The sequence below is a fragment of the Flavobacterium amylolyticum genome, from assembly GCF_048284335.1.
Classification (GTDB): Bacteria; Bacteroidota; Bacteroidia; order Flavobacteriales; family Flavobacteriaceae; genus Flavobacterium.
Window position 1 is genome coordinate 231,797 of the sequence record NZ_JBLVPG010000004.1, and the last position, 19,098, is coordinate 250,894.

14 protein-coding genes are annotated in these 19,098 nt (G+C 33.2%); 11 read left to right on the forward strand and 3 right to left on the reverse strand.

Translation table 11 applies throughout. From position 1 onward, the window contains the following. Positions 1–157: 157 nt before the first annotated feature. From ACNQF9_RS14070 to ACNQF9_RS14080, 3 genes are read left to right on the forward strand one after another with little or no spacing between them, the layout of a single operon-like run. On the forward strand, positions 158–1,486 hold the full coding sequence (locus ACNQF9_RS14070; protein WP_417961624.1) for an aldehyde dehydrogenase: 1,329 nt from the start codon (positions 158–160) through the stop codon (positions 1,484–1,486). Next, entirely contained in the window at positions 1,477–2,214 is a 738-nt protein-coding gene (locus tag ACNQF9_RS14075; protein WP_417990459.1) for a nitroreductase family protein, read from the forward strand. The genes ACNQF9_RS14070 and ACNQF9_RS14075 overlap by 10 nt, the downstream gene beginning before the upstream one ends. A 19-nt stretch (positions 2,215–2,233) precedes the next feature. Beyond that, positions 2,234–3,016: a DUF2189 domain-containing protein gene (locus ACNQF9_RS14080; RefSeq protein WP_417990460.1), complete on the forward strand. Its 783-nt coding sequence runs from the start codon at positions 2,234–2,236 to the stop codon at positions 3,014–3,016. Between the two features lie 150 nt (positions 3,017–3,166). Here the strand turns inward: ACNQF9_RS14080 and ACNQF9_RS14085 are convergent, their stop codons facing one another. Continuing rightward, positions 3,167–3,301, reverse strand: a complete 135-nt coding sequence (locus tag ACNQF9_RS14085) for a hypothetical protein (RefSeq protein ID WP_417990461.1) — start codon at positions 3,299–3,301, stop codon at positions 3,167–3,169. Between the two features lie 556 nt (positions 3,302–3,857). Here ACNQF9_RS14085 and ACNQF9_RS14090 point away from each other — a divergent pair. From ACNQF9_RS14090 to ACNQF9_RS14110, 5 genes are all read left to right on the forward strand, one after another. Further along, entirely contained in the window at positions 3,858–7,214 is a 3,357-nt protein-coding gene (locus ACNQF9_RS14090; protein ID WP_417990462.1) for a PAS domain S-box protein, read from the forward strand. Positions 7,215–7,300: 86 nt separating this feature from the next. After that, complete coding sequence (gene ypfJ / locus ACNQF9_RS14095; RefSeq protein ID WP_417990463.1) at positions 7,301–8,161, forward strand: KPN_02809 family neutral zinc metallopeptidase; 861 nt, start codon at positions 7,301–7,303, stop codon at positions 8,159–8,161. 195 nt (positions 8,162–8,356) lie between these two features. Further along, positions 8,357–9,646, forward strand: a complete 1,290-nt coding sequence (locus ACNQF9_RS14100; RefSeq protein ID WP_417961634.1) for a DEAD/DEAH box helicase — start codon at positions 8,357–8,359, stop codon at positions 9,644–9,646. Positions 9,647–9,989: 343 nt separating this feature from the next. Next, entirely contained in the window at positions 9,990–10,634 is a 645-nt protein-coding gene (locus tag ACNQF9_RS14105) for a DUF5343 domain-containing protein (protein WP_417990464.1), read from the forward strand. Beyond that, entirely contained in the window at positions 10,627–11,214 is a 588-nt protein-coding gene (locus tag ACNQF9_RS14110; RefSeq protein WP_417961638.1) for a Swt1 family HEPN domain-containing protein, read from the forward strand. The genes ACNQF9_RS14105 and ACNQF9_RS14110 overlap by 8 nt, the downstream gene beginning before the upstream one ends. 216 nt (positions 11,215–11,430) lie before the next feature. Here ACNQF9_RS14110 and ACNQF9_RS14115 read toward each other — a convergent pair whose 3' ends face one another. Next, entirely contained in the window at positions 11,431–12,129 is a 699-nt protein-coding gene (locus tag ACNQF9_RS14115) for a pseudouridine synthase (protein ID WP_417961640.1), read from the reverse strand. A gap of 211 nt (positions 12,130–12,340) precedes the next feature. Next, positions 12,341–13,876, reverse strand: a complete 1,536-nt coding sequence (locus ACNQF9_RS14120) for a YifB family Mg chelatase-like AAA ATPase (protein WP_417961642.1) — start codon at positions 13,874–13,876, stop codon at positions 12,341–12,343. Positions 13,877–14,107: 231 nt separating this feature from the next. Between ACNQF9_RS14120 and ACNQF9_RS14125 the strand changes: the two genes are divergently transcribed. The 3 genes from ACNQF9_RS14125 to ACNQF9_RS14135 are packed head-to-tail and all read left to right on the forward strand — an operon-like array spanning position 14,108 to position 18,848. Further along, positions 14,108–17,098 (forward strand): amidohydrolase family protein, encoded by a 2,991-nt coding sequence (locus ACNQF9_RS14125; protein ID WP_417961644.1) that lies wholly within the window; start codon positions 14,108–14,110, stop codon positions 17,096–17,098. A 58-nt stretch (positions 17,099–17,156) separates the two neighbouring features. Then, complete coding sequence (locus ACNQF9_RS14130) at positions 17,157–18,461, forward strand: amidohydrolase family protein (protein ID WP_417961646.1); 1,305 nt, start codon at positions 17,157–17,159, stop codon at positions 18,459–18,461. Positions 18,462–18,470: 9 nt separating this feature from the next. Next, positions 18,471–18,848, forward strand: a complete 378-nt coding sequence (locus tag ACNQF9_RS14135) for a PH domain-containing protein (protein ID WP_417961648.1) — start codon at positions 18,471–18,473, stop codon at positions 18,846–18,848. Positions 18,849–19,098 lie beyond the last annotated feature (250 nt).

Consider the following 19,098-nt stretch of genomic DNA (forward strand, 5'->3'; position numbering starts at 1 on the left):
TGTACATTTTTACAAAAAGAACATCTAAAAATATCGTTTACCCATACATTTACCCTATAAAACAGGAGAATTTTTTTCCTGTTTTTTTATTAATTTTATTTAGCACAGAAAGTTGGATTCAATAATAATTATGTAATTTTAAATTTAAAATCATCCAATGAATTATAGAACCAATATAAAGTATCGAAAAGAATCCTTAAAAAAATTATTGCACGTCATCACCAAATATGAAGAAGCAATTATTAAGGCTTTATATGATGATTTTAAAAAACCGGCTTTTGAAGCTGTTTTAACCGAAACTAATTATGTCATCAGTGATTTAAAAGAAACCATAAAAAATATCGATTCATGGGCCAAGCCAAAAAGAGTTTTTGCCTCTTTTTTAAATTTCCCGTCATCTGATTTCATTTACAGTGAACCCTATGGAAATGTATTAATACTGTCGCCTTGGAATTATCCTTTTCAACTGGCCTTATGTCCGCTTATTGCTGCTGTTGCTGCCGGCAATAAAGTAACTCTAAAGCCATCCGAGCTTACCCCAAATACTTCGAATATTATAGCTAAAATTATAAATGAAACTTTCCCTGTAAAAGATGTTGTGGTCATTACAGGAGATGCAACTATTGCCCAGGAATTATTAAAAAAACGTTGGGATTATATTTTTTTTACAGGAAGTGTTGCCGTTGGAAAAATAGTCGCTAAAGCAGCTGCTGAAAATCTAACCCCAGTTACACTAGAGTTGGGCGGAAAAAGTCCATGTATTGTTGATGAAACTGCCAATTTAGAATTAAGTGCCCGACGCATTGTATGGGGAAAAATCATAAATGCCGGACAAACCTGTGTTGCACCTGATTATATTATGGTACACTATAAAATGAAGGATACTTTCGTGAAATTTTTAATTCAGGAAATTGAAAAAGCACTTGGAATTAATCCAGAAGAATCTCCAGATTATGCCCGAATCATCAATCTTAAAAACTGGCAACGACAATTGCGCTTATTAGAAAATCAGAAAATCCTTTTTGGAGGACAATCCAATAGCGAATCACTATACCTCGCCCCTACTTTATTAGATGAACCAAATATGGATAGCTTAGTAATGAAAGAGGAAATTTTTGGACCAATTCTGCCCATACTTTCATATAAATCAAAAACGGATATTGAAAAAATAATTTCAAGCTTCGAAAAACCATTGTCCTTCTACTTATTTTCTCAAAATAAATCCTTTATTGATGAAGTGTTGCAAAAATATTCATTTGGTGGCGGTTGCATTAATGATACGGTGATCCATTTGGTCAACAATCGCCTGCCTTTTGGCGGTGTTGGAAATTCAGGAATGGGAGCATATCACGGAAAATTAAGTTTTGATATTTTTTCCCATAAAAAAGCTATCGTAAAAAAAGGGACTTGGCTTGATTTGCCTTTGCGTTATGCTCCCTATAAAAACAAATTAAAAACCATTCAAAAAATATTAAAATGGTTGTAACCAATGAAAAAACGGTAAGCGAAGCCATAAAATACAGACGTTCCGTGAGGGTTTTTAAAAATATAAATATTGAGGAACAAAAAGTTAAGGAATGTATCGAGTTAGCAACTCTGGCACCTACAAGCAGCAACATGCAACTTTGGGAATTTTATCACATCGTTTCCCATGACTTGATCAAACAAATTGCTAAAGCCAGTTTTAATCAAAATGCAGCAAAAACAGCACAACAAATTGTAGTCGTTGTAGTAAGGAAAGATTTGTGGCGTAAAAGAGTACAATCGAATATCACTTACTTAAAAACGCAATATGGTAATAAGCCAAATGCTGACTATTCGAAAAGGGAAAAATTTGCGTTGAATTATTATCAAAAAATTATTCCAGCTCTTTATTTTGATTTCTTAGGAAGTATTGGAATGCTAAAATTTCTTGTATTTCAAGTCATTGGTTTATTCAAACCCATCTATAGACAAGCCAGACAAAGCGACATGCGCATTGTTGCTCACAAAAGCGCGGGACTTGCTGCTCAGAATTTTATGATTAGTATGGCTGCCATAGAGTACGATACCTGTCCAATGGAAGGTTTTGATTCGCTGAGAATTAAAAAAATATTACATTTGCCTCCTTCTGCAGCAATAAACATGATTTTAGGTTGTGGAATTAGAGACAATACTGGTATTTATGGAGAACGATTCCGTATACCGTTTGAAGAAATTTATTTTAAAAAATAATGAACCAATTTACAAACCAATGAAAAAAAATACACAAGACCGAATTGACGAAATAAAAAAAAATGGATATATCTTAGATTTCGGCGATGTTTTCAACCATGCCTTCGAAAATTATAAAAAGATTGCACTCTATGGTGGTTTAGTGATTTTTGTGTTTTTTGTTCTACTCAGTATTTTAGCATTTGGAGTACTGATTGCAATTTTTGGAGGTCCTGCAATTTTAGATTTTTTAAAACCTGAAAATTTGAAACCTGAAAATTTCGGCTTAAATACCTTATTAATTTTCTCAGGAATATCTGTTTTAACTTCTTGTTTGTTAAGTCCTTTTCCGGCGGGACTAATAAAAATGGCGTATTGTGCTGAAAGAGATCAAGAATTTCATGTATCGACTATGTTTGAGTACTATAGGTCAACTTATTTCAAAGAACTTTTCATAGCAACCTTTATCGTTACTGTAACTAGCTCCATACTTAGTGCAATAATTAATTACACCCAAATACCCCTTATTGAATTTGTTGTTACAATAACAATCACACTATTTAGTGTTTTGATGATACCCCTAATTATTTTTGGAAATTTAAAAGCTGTTGAAGCTATAGAAACTAGTATCTTGATTGTTTCAAAACAACCGCTGGTACTTCTAGGATTAATTGTTGTGGGATCAGTTGGCACATTAGTCGGATTAATAGGATGCTGCATCGGAATATTTTTTACCTTCCCTTTTATGTATTCTTTGTATTATTCCATCTACAGTGAAATACTTGGATTTGAAAATGAGCCTGAATTTGAAGAAAACACATAAAAAAAACAATTTTTTTTAAATAAAAACCATGATAGAAATACTAATCTCTTTTGGTTTTTATTTAATTTTTTTTCCTACATTGACCCTCAAAAGATAGCATCCCAAATCTACTCTTTACAAAACCTCCTAAAAATCGACTATGGTATTATACTATAGCTTATCAGCTGTAATACTCCAGAATTTTACTTTTTCTTGGATACAAATTATTTTGATTTTAAATAAATTATTGCTGCTTAGCTCTTCCCGAATAAACATTACCTCCTCCACTTGGCTATTAGTATCCATTTTGATCGCTTTAGGTACTGTATTAGTTTATAATTTTCTTAAAATTAAAACTATTATAAACAAAAACATTACGGCTAATTACAATGAATTAGATGCTATTCAAAAAGAATACCAACTGTATATGTTATTCTTAGGAATTTTAGTACCTTTTCTTGAAATTAGTTTTGAGATTTTTAAGATCAGATCCAAAAGTTTATTGCTATTGAATTGCAGTATTGGTTTTTTAATCTGGTGTTTGTATTTTATAAGTAAAAAGATAAAATTTATATATCGAAATATTCAAAATATATTTATTGTCATATTCGTACTCTATTTTGGTGTAATCTCTCGTAATGTAATTTTATATTCCACCGATACTATACCTCTAGTAGCCTTTATATCCTATTTTTTCTTTTCTTTTAATATTATTAAACCAATCAAGTTATACTGGATTTTTGTTTCAGTACTATTTATTTTTTTGAGCATTCTTTTTATTTTTAAATTAATGCCCTTAAAATCTAATATTATTCTATTCAATTATTCTTTAATAGTTCTAATTATTAATCACATAAGACACATGTCTTTAGTAAACATTAAAGATAAAATTAGATTTGCTAATGAAATTGTAAATAAAGGAAACTCATTGATTATTGCAACAAACCCTAAGGGAGAAATTGTGTTTTGTGGCGAAAATGTTGAATCAATTTTAGGATATACCGTCCATCAGGTAATGGGATTAGGCTATTGGAAGGTAACAGAAGATACCGAGTTTTTTAGTCAAGATTATGGAACTGAATTTAAAGATGATCGAGTTTTTGTCCGTAAGCTTAAATGTAAAAATGGAACATACAAACACATTCAATGGAATGATAAGAAATTTTCAGATGATTTAATAATTGGTATTGGACAAGACGTAACCAACGAAATTAAAATACAAAATCAATATAAAAATTTAATTGAAAATGCTATAGATTTAATTTTCGAAGTCAATAGTGACGGTGATTTTATATTCGTCAATGACTTTACTATTAAATGCTTGGGCTATAAATCCGAGGAAATCATAAATCGGAATTATTCCGAATTTGTACGGGAGGATTACCTTGTCAGTATCAAAGATTTATATCAAAATTTATTGCTTAATGAAAATTATTTTCCTACCATTGAGTTTCCATTAATAAAAAAAAATGGAGAAGAATTGTGGGTTTCCCAAAAAGTGATTATCCGGAGAAATGAACTTGGAGAAGTAGTAGCCTATTCAGGTATTGCTAGAGATATCACTAAGTTTAAAGATATCGAAACTGAAAGCAAAACACGCCAAGTAAAAGTAGAAGAATATAACGAAGCTATAAAAATACTATCAACAACCAACTTTAGCAATTATAAAAATTTAGATGTTAGTGTAATGCAAATCATTGAATTAGCAGCTAAAGTATCTAAATGCAATCGAGTAAGTTATTGGAAATACACCGAAGATACAATTACCTGTGAAAATTTATATGACTTAGACCATAATACATATTCTAAAGGATACATCTTAGAAAAGAAAAATTACCCCATCTATTTTGAGTCGATAAAAAACAAAACACAGATTAGTGCTCCTGACGTTTTTAATAAATGGGAAATATCTGAATTTGTTAAAGACTATTTCTTAAAAAACGATATCAAGTCACAACTTGACATTCCCATTTTTATAAATGGAGAGTTATCCGGAACCATCAGTTTTGAAACTGCAAAAACGCAACGAAACTGGGACAATGAGGATATAATTTTTGCCAGAACCATTTCGGATATTTTATCATTGACTATGATTTCTCACAGCCGCTATGAAACTGAAAAAAAATTAGAATACAAAAGTGACCTTTTATCTGCAATGGCTATTTGTACAGAGAAATTTTTGAGCAGCAGTGACATAAACGATATTTTCTCGGATGTGCTCATTATTATGGGTAAAACCACCAAATCCCACAGGGCATATTACTACGAAAATGACAGTAATACAGGATTAATAAGCCAAAAATACAGGTGGGTAATTAACAATATTAAAATTACGGAAAACAATATTAAACTTCAAAATCTGCCACATGAATTTTTTGAAGAGTTATTGACACCGCTTTTAAATAACAAAATTTATGAAGCAATAGTTCCAAAAATTGAGAATGCTTCTGTTCGAAATAAATTAGAAAATCTTGATGTTGTCTCCATAATCCTTTTTCCAATTTTCGTGAAAAATAAGTTTCATGGTTTTTTAGGATTTGATGATACTCAAAATGAAAGATACTGGTCCGAAGATGAGGTTAATATTTTACAAACATTAGCCAGAAATATAGCCTCATCAATAGAACGTATTACAAACGAGACGGCTATATATGAAAGTGAAGAAAAATTTAGATTATTAGCCAATAATATTCCTGGAACTGTTTATTTATCAAATTATGATGAAAACAATACAAAAATTTATATTAATGATGAGATTGAAAAGCTTACCGGATATCCAAAAAATGATTTTCTAACGAATCAATTATCATTCATTGATTTAATTCATCCCGAAGATAAATTAAAAACTATAGCTACTCAAAAAAAGGCAATCGACTCTAAAATTCCGATTCATATTATTTACAGGATTATACACAAAGACAAAACGGTTGTATGGGTGGAAGAATTTGGCGACACCATATACAAAGATGGAAAAATTGCATTCCTAGAAGGTATTTTTATTGACATAACAGAAAGAAAACAGTCGGAAACCGTAGTTCAAGAAAAGGAATTAGCAGAGGCCGCCAATAAAGCCAAATCAGAATTTCTAGCAAATATGAGTCACGAAATCAGAACCCCGCTAAATGGGATTATTGGCTTTACTGATTTATTAATGAAAACTAATCTTGGTACTACTCAGGAAAAATACATGACGACCATTAGTCAATCCGCCCATTCCTTACTTGACATTATCAATGATATTCTTGATTTCTCAAAAATTGAAGCTGGAAAATTAGACTTGTATATTGAAAAATATGATATTCATGAAATGCTTAAACAAGTCATCGATTTAATTTTATATGAATCCAATCAAAAAAAATTAAATCTAGAACTAAATATTGCATCCGATATTCCAAACTATTTTTGGCTAGACAGTGTTCGATTAAAACAAATTTTGATTAATCTATTAGCGAATGCTGTAAAATTCACAGAAAAGGGTTCCATCAAATTAAATGTTTCGGTAATTAAAAAAATAAATGATTCGCATGCTATAATTCGCTTTGCTGTAATTGATACGGGAATTGGAATATTAGAAGAGAATAAAAAGAAAATATTTAGGGCTTTTTCTCAAGAAGACAGCTCAACCACAAGAAAATTTGGAGGCACAGGTCTAGGCTTAACTATTTCAAACCAATTATTAGGTTTGATGAACAGTCATTTGCAACTGGATACCACCATCGAATTAGGCAGCACTTTCTTTTTTGATTTGAAGTTAAAAACCAGCAATGAAGCTTCGATTAATGTTAATCAGGCTAAAACTGATTTTGATTCTATTGACGATCGTAAAGCTAAAATGAATATTTCTACTAAAAAAATTACGGTTTTGATTGTTGAAGATAACAAAGTAAATATGCTATTGCTCAAAACCATTATTAAACACCTACCCATACATCCAACTATTTTTGAAGTTGTAAATGGAAAGCAGGCCGTAGAACAGTTTGAAGCAATAAATCCAGATATTATTTTTATGGATATCCAAATGCCAATCATGAATGGCTATGAAGCTACTGAACTTATTCGGAATTTAAAATCTGGGCAAAATGTTCCAATAATTGCAATAACAGCAGGTACAGAAAGAGAAGAAAAAGAAAAGTGTCTTAAAGCGGGCATGAGTGATTACATTTCAAAACCCATAATTAAAGGAATTATTGAAGAAACATTTATAAAATGGATAAAATAACATCTTCAGAAAAAACAATAATTATTCTTTTAAATTATGTAATTTTATAATATTAAATTAATCTATAATCTAAAAAAATACTGATTATGAAATGGTTAGGAAGACGTCAAAGTGATAATATGGAAGACCGAAGAGGAATGTCTTCGGGAGGAAAAACTATTGTTGGAGGTGGAATTATTGGTGTGATAATCTTACTACTGAATCTTTTTGGAGGCGAAAATGCGCAAATGCTTACGCCAATACTAGAACAAATGAATCAAGGAAATAGTGCTCCCACTGAACAAAGAGCCTTAACCGCACAAGAAATTGAAGAGCAACAATTTATAAAAACCATTCTTGCAGATAATGAAGATGTCTGGTCAAAAATTTTCCAGGAAAATAATATGCAATTTCAAAATCCTAAATTAGTATTGTTTACAGGAGGTGTAGAAACCGCTTGTGGTAATGCAACGTCTGCCTCAGGACCTTTCTATTGTCCAGCTGATCAAATAGTATACATGGACTTGGCTTTCTTTGAAGAGTTGAAAACAAGATTTGGCGCTCAAGGAGGCGATTTTGCCACCGCTTATGTTATTGCACATGAAATAGGGCACCATGTGCAAACCTTATTGGGAACTTCCAATAAAATGAGACAAATGCAAGAAGGGAAAAGTCAGGCAGACGCCAATAAATTATCTGTAGCACTTGAATTACAAGCTGATTTCTATGCAGGTGTTTGGACGCATTACAATCAAAAAATGAATAACTTCTTAGAAGTAGGAGACATTGATGAGGCTTTAAGTGCTGCACATGCGGTAGGAGATGATGCTATTCAAGCTAAAATACAAGGACATATTGTTCCAGAGTCTTTTACACACGGTACTTCTGCGCAACGCAAAGCTTGGTTTATGAAAGGGTATAAAACAGGTGATATCAAACTAGGTGATACATTTGCAGAAATTAACTAAAAGTATTTCTATTCCCATTTTTCAATATAGATGCTAGTACTATTTGAGCGTTGTTATTAATACGGATTAAAATAAACTAGTCTATTTATTTGAACAAAATGAAGCAATAAAAAGCACAACGAAAAAATTAGCAGTACCTTTGCGCCCACTTAAAGAAGTACACTAAAAACAGTGCTCACTTCATAAACACCATTTATGTCATTCAACTCATTAGGCTTATCTGATGCTTTACTAAAAGCGATCAGCAAAAAAGGATATTCAACACCTTCTCCAATACAACAAAAAGCAATTCCACCCATTTTAGAAGGTAAAGATGTGTTAGCATCTGCACAAACAGGAACAGGCAAAACAGCTGGTTTTACATTACCTATTTTACAAATATTATCACAAGGTCAACACTTGCGACAACGACCTATTCGTGCCTTAATATTGACTCCAACCAGAGAATTAGCAGCACAAATATTGGCTAATATAAAAGAGTACAGTGAATTTTTAGACCTAAAAAGTACTGTTATTTTTGGGGGCGTAAACCAGAATCCGCAAGTGACGCAATTGCGTCAAGGTGTCGATATTTTAGTCGCCACTCCAGGTCGATTAATCGATTTGCAAAACCAAGGATTAATATCGCTTGCAAAAGTTGAAATTTTGGTTTTAGATGAAGCAGACCGTATGCTAGACATGGGTTTCGTACGAGACATTGAGCGCATTATAAAAGTATTACCTGTAAAAAGGCAAAATTTGATGTTTTCGGCAACCTTTTCAACAGACATCAAGAAATTGGCCATGGGCATTTTGCACCATCCCGTTCATGTAGAAGCTACTCCGGAAAATACAACCGTGGATGCTATCATTCAAAAAGTATATCCTGTTGCCAAAGAGAAAAAAACAGAATTGATTATTAAATTGATTACGGAAGGGAACTGGAAACAGATTTTGGTGTTTACCCGTACCAAACAAGGTGCCAATAAACTGACGGAAAGCATGATTAGTGCCGGAATCAAAGCAGCTGCCATTCACGGCAATAAAGGGCAGGGCGCACGTACCAAAGCCTTAGCAGGTTTCAAAGACGGAAGCTTGACTGCTTTAGTGGCTACAGATATTGCAGCGCGTGGTTTAGACATCCCGTTATTACCGCATGTGGTCAATTTTGAATTGCCAAATATTCCTGAAGATTACGTTCACCGCATTGGTAGAACTGGTAGAGCCGGAGCAAGCGGAGAAGCTATTTCGTTATTTAGTCCAGACGAAACTGTCTTTTTACGTGATATAGAAAAATTGGTGGGTTTGAATTTGCCGAAAGAAAACATTAGAGGTTTTGAACCAGATCCTAACGCTTCCAAAGAACCAATTAAACAAGGACAAGGAAGACAACAACGCGATTCAACTCCGCGAAAACCAAAAACTGACACTACAAACCGTAGCAGCAACAACAGTTTTGGTCCAAGACGTCCCAGTCAAAATAATGACCGACGTTCTAATAGATAATTAATTTTTATTGATTTTTAGGAGCAGAACGAGTTCGTTTTTTAGAACGTATTTCCCGCTATACATTACAAACCTTCTTAGGGCTGAACACCAGCTCTAAGAAGGTTTTTCATTTCTATCGGGGCTATTTAGATGGTTTTTACTTTCATAATACCATTTTGTAAATTCATATCATGAATCAACAATAGCTAGATGATTTGTAAGAAAAAATGAATATATTTGGAATAAAATAATATCGCTGTTGTCATGCTTATCTACCCTAAATTGGGTGACTTTGTATGATTTTGTCCATGCATATAAACAAGTTGTATCCAATTTAAACACCAATCAATTATTAAGACATATGGCAAATACCTTACCTTACATGGTTTCTACAGGAACCTTACCGAAAATTCTAAATAAAATATGTGACGCCTCTATTCCTGAAAATTTTAATCATGACTTTTTAGGAACGAAGTTAGGTTTTAAAGGTGGCAATCAAAAAGCATTTATTCCATGGGCAAAAAAATGTGGCTTAATTGGTGAAGATGGAACTCCAACAAACCTATACAAAGATTTTAGAAATCCACAGTTTAGAGGAATAGCAATGGCAGAAGCACTTAAAAAGGGATATTCTGAACTTTATCTTCGAAATGAATATGCTCATGATTTAAGCAAAACTGACTTCACTAAACTTGTTACAGATGCAACTGGTTTAGCTCACGACAATGCAACTGTTAGAGCTGTTGTGAATACATTTTTTAATGCTAAAGAAGTTGCAGATTTTGAAACAAAAGCTCCTGCTAAACAAGAAGATAAATCAAATGAAATTGTTCATGAAAATAAAGAATTAAAAATAACTGATGAACCTTCATCAGCAACGACAAATAGAAGAAAAACTAGTTTAGGAATAAATTATACCATAAATTTGGTTTTACCTAAAACTGACGATCCCGCTATATATAACGCTATTTTTAAATCTTTAAAAGATAATTTACTAGATGAGTAATAATGATATATTCGCAAAAATAAAATTGTTTTCTCTTGCTAATTCGCTAACAGAAAATGAATTAGATAAGGTTGAAAAAGAACTTGATATTGATTTAGGAAGAATTGAAAAAAAGGAAATTCAATACAAAAGTTTTTATTTACAATTTGGTTCAGATTATAGAAAAGAAGCTAAAGAGATGGCAAAACATTACGAAGTCTTTTATTGCCTAGAAAAATCTATCCGAAGTCTTGTTGTGGAATTGATGGAAGAAAAATATGGTATTGAATGGTGGAATAATGTAAAAGAAGAAATTAAAAAGAATGTAGAAAGTAATATGAAAAGAGAAGAGGAATCAGGTTTTACAATTAGGTCTGAAGAGAAAATTGATTATACAACATTTGGTGAGTTAAGTCAAATTGTAATAGGAAATTGGGAAGCATTTGAAAATTTATTTAAAAGAGGACAACGAGCTTTTCAAAAAATTATGACAAATTTAAATCAATTGCGCGGTCCAATTGCTCATTGTTGTCCGCTTGCAGAGGATGAAGTTGTAAGATTAGAATTGACTGTAAAAGATTGGTTTAGATTAATGGAATAAAAATTGCCTACAACAGCTGTTTTGCGCAATAGCTAGTTTAGTTTTTCTTAGCCGAAAATTACTAAGTTGAAATTTTGTTTATCTTTAGAACAAATTATTAAAAATCCCGCTACTGACGCCAAGCGGCGGAACGTTGATAAAAAATCTGAAATCTGCTCCTCTCTTTTGTTGCCAAAAATAACGATAATTTTAAGCATTACTTTACAAATTAGTATGCTATTCATAGGTATTCAAATCTAGATTAAGAATAGTACCTACTCTTCTAAACTCTTCATTAATCTTTGCATTCAAGATAAGTGGTTCATTTGTTACTGGATGATTAAAAATTAACTGATGTGCATGAAGCATCATTCCTTTCAGTTCAAAATGCTCCAACCATAATTTATTTTGTTTGTTACAACCATGTGGCCGACTTCCTAAAATGGGATGAAAAATATGTTTGAAATGTTTTCGTAATTGATGCATACGTCCCGTTTCAGGAATCGCTTCTACCAAACAATATCGTGATGTTGGTTTATTGTTAAATTCTAACTCAATTTCGGTAGTTTGCAATCGATGAAAATAGGTTATTGCATTTTGTATAATGCCATCATCATTGGTTAAATCATAATCAATCGTTAGTTCTTCGGGTGACCAACCCCGTAAAATGGCTAAATACTTTTTTTCGACTTCGCGTGTGGCAAAACGATCATTCATAATTTTCAAAACCTCCTTGTCCAACGCAAATAACAAGACACCTGATGTTTTGCGATCTAACCGATGAATAGGATAAACGTGTTGCCCTCCTATTTGATTTCTCAATTCTTGAATCGCAAAAACTTTTGCATCGCGCGCATAAAATGATTTGTGAACTAATAAGCCACTTGGTTTATTAATGGCAATAATATATTCGTCTTGGTAAAGAATTTCTAACATTTGGCAAAAATAAAAGAGATTTCTATCGAAATCTCTTTTTTGACTTATTTATTTCTATACTTTTCTTTTTTCCCCGCTCGTGAACAGTAACAAAAGTAAATCACTATAAATTTTTAATAGGCACGAGCGGAACGCTCGCGCTAGCAATCGCATTAATTTTGCAGAGGTTAAATATCTGCAATCAAAAATCATTAATCAAAAATCTGAAATCTCAACCCAACCAACCATCACGATCCAAACTTCTATATTGAATCGCTTCAGCAATATGTCCAGAAACAACCTTTGGAGCGGCATCAAGATCAGCGATTGTGCGTGCTACTTTCAAAATACGATCGTAGGCTCGAGCCGAAAGATTCAGTCGTTCCATTGCGGTTTTTAGTAATTGTTTTGAAACATCATCAAGTGCACAATATTCTCTAATATGTTTAGTATTCATTTGTGCATTGTAATGGATGTTTTCCATTTGCTCAAAGCGTTCGGTTTGGATTTCTCGCGCAGCAGTAACTCTTTTGCGAATATCGACGCTGCTTTCGGCTTTCCTGTCATCCGATAATTTTTCGAAAGGAACTGGAGTAACTTCGATATGAATGTCTATTCGGTCTAATAAAGGACCTGATATTTTACTCAAATACCGTTGCATTTCGTGTGGCGAAGAAGTTTGTGGCGAATCGGGATCATTAAAAAAACCGCTTGGACTCGGATTCATACTGGCCACCAGCATAAATGACGATGGATACGTCACCGTAAATTTAGCTCTGGAAATTGTCACTTCCCTATCTTCCAGCGGTTGACGCATCACTTCCAAAACATCCCGCTTGAATTCCGGCAACTCATCCAGAAATAAAACGCCATTATGTGCCATAGAAATTTCACCGGGCTGTGGATAACTTCCTCCTCCGACTAATGCCACATTTGAAATCGTGTGATGCGGACTTCTAAACGGACGTTGATTCATCAACCCTACTTCCTTTAATTTTCCAGCAACACTATGAATTTTAGTAGTTTCTAAGGCTTCTCGCAACGTCATGGGCGGTAAAATACTCGGTAATCGTTTCGCTAACATCGTTTTTCCGGCTCCCGGTGGACCAATCAAAATAATATTATGTCCCCCTGCAGCAGCAATTTCCATGCACCGCTTGATACTTTCTTGTCCTTTCACATCACTAAAATCAAACTCTGGAAAATCTAAGGTTTTATAAAACTCGGCCCTAGTATCAATTGTAGTTGGTTCCAGCGTTCCTTTTCCTTCAAGAAAATCAATCACTTCCTGTACATTTTCGATACCATACACATCTAAACCAGCCACAATAGCGGCTTCTTTTACATTTTGCTTTGGCAGAAAAAAACCTTTAAAACCTTCCTCTTTAGCTTTAATCGCAATAGGTAATGCACCTCTTATGGGTTGAAGGCTCCCGTCAAGAGAAAGCTCTCCCATGATAATATATTTATCAACATCCGCAGCTTTTATTTGTCCTGAAGCTACCAAAATCCCAATTGTTAACGTCAAATCATAGGCTGATCCTTCTTTTCGTAAATCGGCAGGAGCCATATTAATCGTTATTTTTTTGCCGGGCATGGCATACCCATTATTTTTAAGTGCAGCAGCAATACGATAACTGCTCTCTTTGATAGCATTATCGGGTAAACCAACTAAATGATAACCAATTCCTTTATCAATATTTACCTCTACGGTTATTGTTGTAGCTTCTACTCCAAAAACAGCACTTCCAAAAACTTTAACTAGCATGTTTGTTTATTTAAATCTAAAATTAGATAAACATTTTTAATTATTAGTATTTATCGTTCAATATTTAAAGAATGATACAAAATCTCAATAATTAGGTCAAAAGAACCCTAAACAGATTAAATTAAGTTTACAATTCAATTAATTTAGCAAAAAACATATGTTAAAATTTAAAAAACGGAAGGCTTACCATATTCATTTTTTTACTTTTAGAAAATAATTATAAACTATACTATGAAAAAAATCCTACTTCTACTCTATTTATGCGTTTTATTACCAAAAACCTACGCACAGGAATACTTTCCTAATAATGAAAGTGTTCACAATACCAACACTAATTTTACCGCTTTTACAAACGTCAAAATTTATGTTACTCCTACACAAGTTATTGAAAAAGGCACTTTACTAATCCAAAACGGAAAAGTGGTTGGTACCGGAACTAACATTGCTATTCCCAAAAACTGTACAACAATCAATCTGGAGGGAAGATCAATTTATCCCTCTTTTATAGACATCTATACCAGTTTTGGAATCGAAAAGCCGAAAGGAAGCACCGAGAGAAATCCGTTGTATGATACCAAAAGAACTGGTTTTTATTGGAATGAAAGTATTCGTTCAGAAGTAAATGCTTACGAAACTTTCAAATACGACCAAGCCAAAGCGGAAGAATTATTGAAAGCTGGATTTGGTGTAGTCGGAACTCATGTTCCTGACGGAATTGCTCGTGGATCTGGAACCTTAATCGCTTTGAATAATTTTGAAAAAAAGAATCAATTGCTATCGGATAAAGTAACTAATCACTTTGCCTTTACAAAAAGTGCCACTACTAATCAATCCTATCCAAGTTCACTAATGGGAATGATGGCATTATTACGTCAAATGTATTTCGATCTGGATTGGTACAAAAAAGGAAATTCAGCAACTAAAGATTTATCATTGGAAGCCTTAGCAAATAATGAAAAACTGATCCAAATATTTGCTTCAGAAGATAAATTAAACAGTTTAAGAGCGGCCAAAATAGGTAAAGAATTTGGGCTAAATTATGTATTAAAAGGAAACGGAAACGAATTTGAAAGATTGGAAGAAATCAAAAAAACCAATTCTAAATTTATTATTCCAATCAATTTTCCAGAAGCGTATGATGTATCCGATCCAAATCAAGCCAATCAAATGGAATTGAAAGACTTGCGTTTTTGGAATCAAGCACCTACCAATCTTAAAGTTTTGTCCGATAATGGAATTGTTTTTGCACTGACCACGGACAAATTAAAGAAAATAGAAGATTTCAGAACCAATCTTTTAAGAGCCATTAAATATGGTTTCGATCAAACAAAGGCTTTAGAAGCATTAACTACTATTCCTGCTGCTATCTTGGGGAAAAGTAACGAAATGGGAACTTTGAAAACAGGAAGTTTGGCAAATTTTGTGATTACATCCGGAGCTATTTTCGAAGAGAAAACAATTCTTTATGAAAACTGGGTTCAAGGCAATAAATATGTTGTCAATGACATAACAATTAAGGATATCCGTGGAAATTATGATTTAACCATTAATAGCGAAAACTATAAATGGAAAATTGATGGTGAAATAACTGCCCCAAAATCAGAAATAACAACTGTTGATACAAAAAAAATAAAATCCAAGCTTACCATGGCTAATAACTGGATTTCTACAGTTATAAAACCTAATGACTCTACTAAAACCAGTTTTACAAGATTAATTGGATACATCGAAGACACGCAAAACTTATCTGGCAAAGCTGTTTTGTTCAATGGAACTGAAGTAAAATGGTCCGCTGTAAAAACATCTCCTTTTGTACAAGCAGTTGATTCATCCAAAATCGAAAAAAACAACATCATTATCCCAACAACATTTCCAAATGTTGCTTTCGGTAATTTAAAGAAACCTACCCCGCAAACGATACTTTTTAAAAATGCTACCGTTTGGACTAATGAAAAAGAAGGTATTTTAGAAGAAACTGACGTATTGGTTAAAAATGGAAAAATTGTATCCATTGGAAAAAATATTTCGGACGCTTCAGCAACAGCAATTGATGCTAAAGGAAAGCATTTAACCAGCGGAATTATTGATGAACATTCACACATAGCCATATCAAACGGGGTGAATGAGGGTGGACACAACTCCAGTGCAGAGGTAACCATACAGGACGTAGTAAATTCGGAGGATATAAATATCTATAGAGACTTAGCCGGTGGGGTAACCACCTCTCAATTATTACACGGGTCCGCAAATCCTATAGGCGGTCGATCTGCGATTGTGAAATGGAAATGGGGCGCTTCTGCCGAAGAGATGCTTTATAAAGACCAACCAGAATTTATCAAGTTTGCTTTAGGCGAAAATGTAAAACAAGCCAATTGGGGAATTACAAACCCAACTCGTTTTCCACAAACCAGAATGGGTGTGGAACAAGTTTTTACGGATTATTTCCAAAGAGCTAAAGAATATGACTTAGCTTGGAAAAATTACAAGGCTAAAGGTAAAAAAAATAAAGAAAACGCACCAAGAGTAGATTTAGAATTACAAACATTAGCCGAAATATTAAATAACAAACGTTTCATTTCCTGTCACTCCTATGTGCAATCTGAAATTTTGATGTTAATGAATGTAGCCGAAAAATTTAATTTTAAAGTGAATACGTTTACCCATATTCTTGAGGGCTATAAAGTTGCTGATAAAATGAAAGAACACGGAGTTGGAGCTTCCACTTTCTCGGATTGGTGGGCTTATAAATTTGAAGTAAATGATGCCATTCCTTTTAATGGCCCAATTATGCACAATGCTGGACTTGTAGTAGCCTACAACTCTGATGATGCTGAAATGTCAAGACGATTGAACCAAGAAGCAGCTAAAGCAGTGAAATATGGAAATATTTCTGAAGAAGAAGCTTGGAAATTTGTAACACTAAATCCAGCCAAACTATTGCATATTGATGATAAAGTAGGAAGCATCAAAGTAGGTAAAGATGCCGATATGGTATTATGGACTGCCAATCCTTTATCTATTTATGCAAAAGCTGAAAAAACGTTGATTGAAGGTGTCGTTTATTTTGACAGTAAGAAAGATGAAGACAGCAGAATAGCAATTGCTAGAGAGCGAAGTGAACTTATTGGTCAATTGTTACAAGAAAAAAATAAAGGCATGATAACTCAAGAAGCAAAAAAAACGGAAAAGAAAGAAGATCATTGTGATACTCTAGAGGAATAATAAAATGATTTTATATACCTAGACCCTACCTTTAACTAAAATCAAATCAAAAAACAGGATGAATACTAAAATATATCTTCTAATACTTGTGTTTAGTTTATCACTACATACAAAAGCACAACAAACACCCGTTGCCAAGCAAACAAAGTCTGTCTTGATCCTTAATGCTACAGCGCACTTGGGTACTGGTGAAATAATTGAGAACAGCGCTATAGGCTTTGTAGACGGGAAAATCACCTTGGTTGCCGATGCCAGAACTATACGCTTAGCCGAAGGCGCGTATGATGTTACAATAGATGCCAGTGGAAAACACGTTTATCCTGGATTTATTGCACCGAATTCCACATTAGGTCTTGTAGAAATTGATGCCGTAAAATCCTCTGATGATGAAGACGAAATTGGAGCTATGAAACCCCATGTAAGAAGTATTATCGCTTACACTGCGGACTCTAAAGTAATTGAAACTGTGAGACCTAATGGAATTTTGATGGCTCAGATCACACCACGTGGTGGTACAATTTCTGGCTCGTCTTCAATTGTACAACTCGATGCATGGAATTGGAAAGATGCGCTGATTAAAGAAAATGATGGAATCCATGTTAACTTTCCAACTACTTTTAGAAGAAGTGGCTCTAGGTTTGAACCTGGAAATGTTGAGACTAATAAGGATTACTCAAAACAAATTTTAGAATTATCCGCTTTTTTATCGAGTGCAAAAGCCTATTTAGGAGATCGCTCTAAAGAAAGAAATTTAGTTCTAGAATCTACTAAAGGAATATTCGATGGAAATCAAACCTTATTTATTCATGCCAATGAAGAAAAACAAATTATTGATGCAGTACAATTTGCCAAAGAAAACGGTATTCAGAAAATGGTGCTCGTAGGCGGATATGAGGCCTATAAAACAGCTGACTTATTACAAAAAAATAATGTTGCCGTATTGCTGAGACGTGTCCACGACATGCCAGAAAATGATGATCACGATATTGATTTGCCTTATAAATCAGCCAAATTACTAACAGACAAAGGTGTACTGGTAGGCTTAGAAAATAGCGGCTCCCACGAAAGAATGAATACCAGAAACTTACCTTTTTTAGCAGGAACATGTGCTGCTTATGGACTGGACAAAGAACAGGCTTTACAACTAATTACATCAAATACGGCTAAAATATTAGGAATTGATGATCAATGTGGTACCTTAGAGCAAGGAAAAGATGCTACTCTATTTATTTCTGAAGGAGATGCATTGGATATGCGAACAAACAAACTGACTAATGCTTTTATTCAAGGTAGAATGATCAGTCTGGAAACACATCAAACAAAACTGAATGAAAGATATAAAGCCAAATACAATCAAAAATAAATTTATATAATGGGACTATTTAATGCCATTTTAGGCAATGCGTCAGAGGTTAACATTGAAAATGTTTCGAATGAATTTGAGCCCATCTTAATTGATGGGGAAATTATCGAAAAAGCATATAAACTTATCCGAGATATGTTTATTTTTACAAACAGAAGACTTATTCTAGTTGAAAAACAATTAGTGGGTACCAAAGTAGAGTACATGTCAATTCCTTATTCGAGCATCAAAAAATTTTCTAAAGAAAGTGCAGGAATATTAGATATGGATGCCGAATTAAAAATCTGGTTGAATCATGACAATAATCCAATTATAAAGCAATTCGGAAAAGGCGGGAATAATATCAATGAAGTCTATAAAATTTTAGGCCAACATACTTTAAAATAGGTACATTAACTAACAGATTATAAATAACGACACCAATTGTATTAATTACAGTTGGTGTTTTTTTTTAAACTAAACTTTAATTTTTCGTTTTGCAATTTAAATTAAGTTCCATGAAATTGATCTTTAGAAATATAAACCCACTAATGCGTTAAAATGCCACTGCAACACAATCCGAATTAACAAATTGCAATTTTTAACTTTAAATTATAGTATACCCGTAAAAAAATAGGGGTAAGATTATAAAAATGAT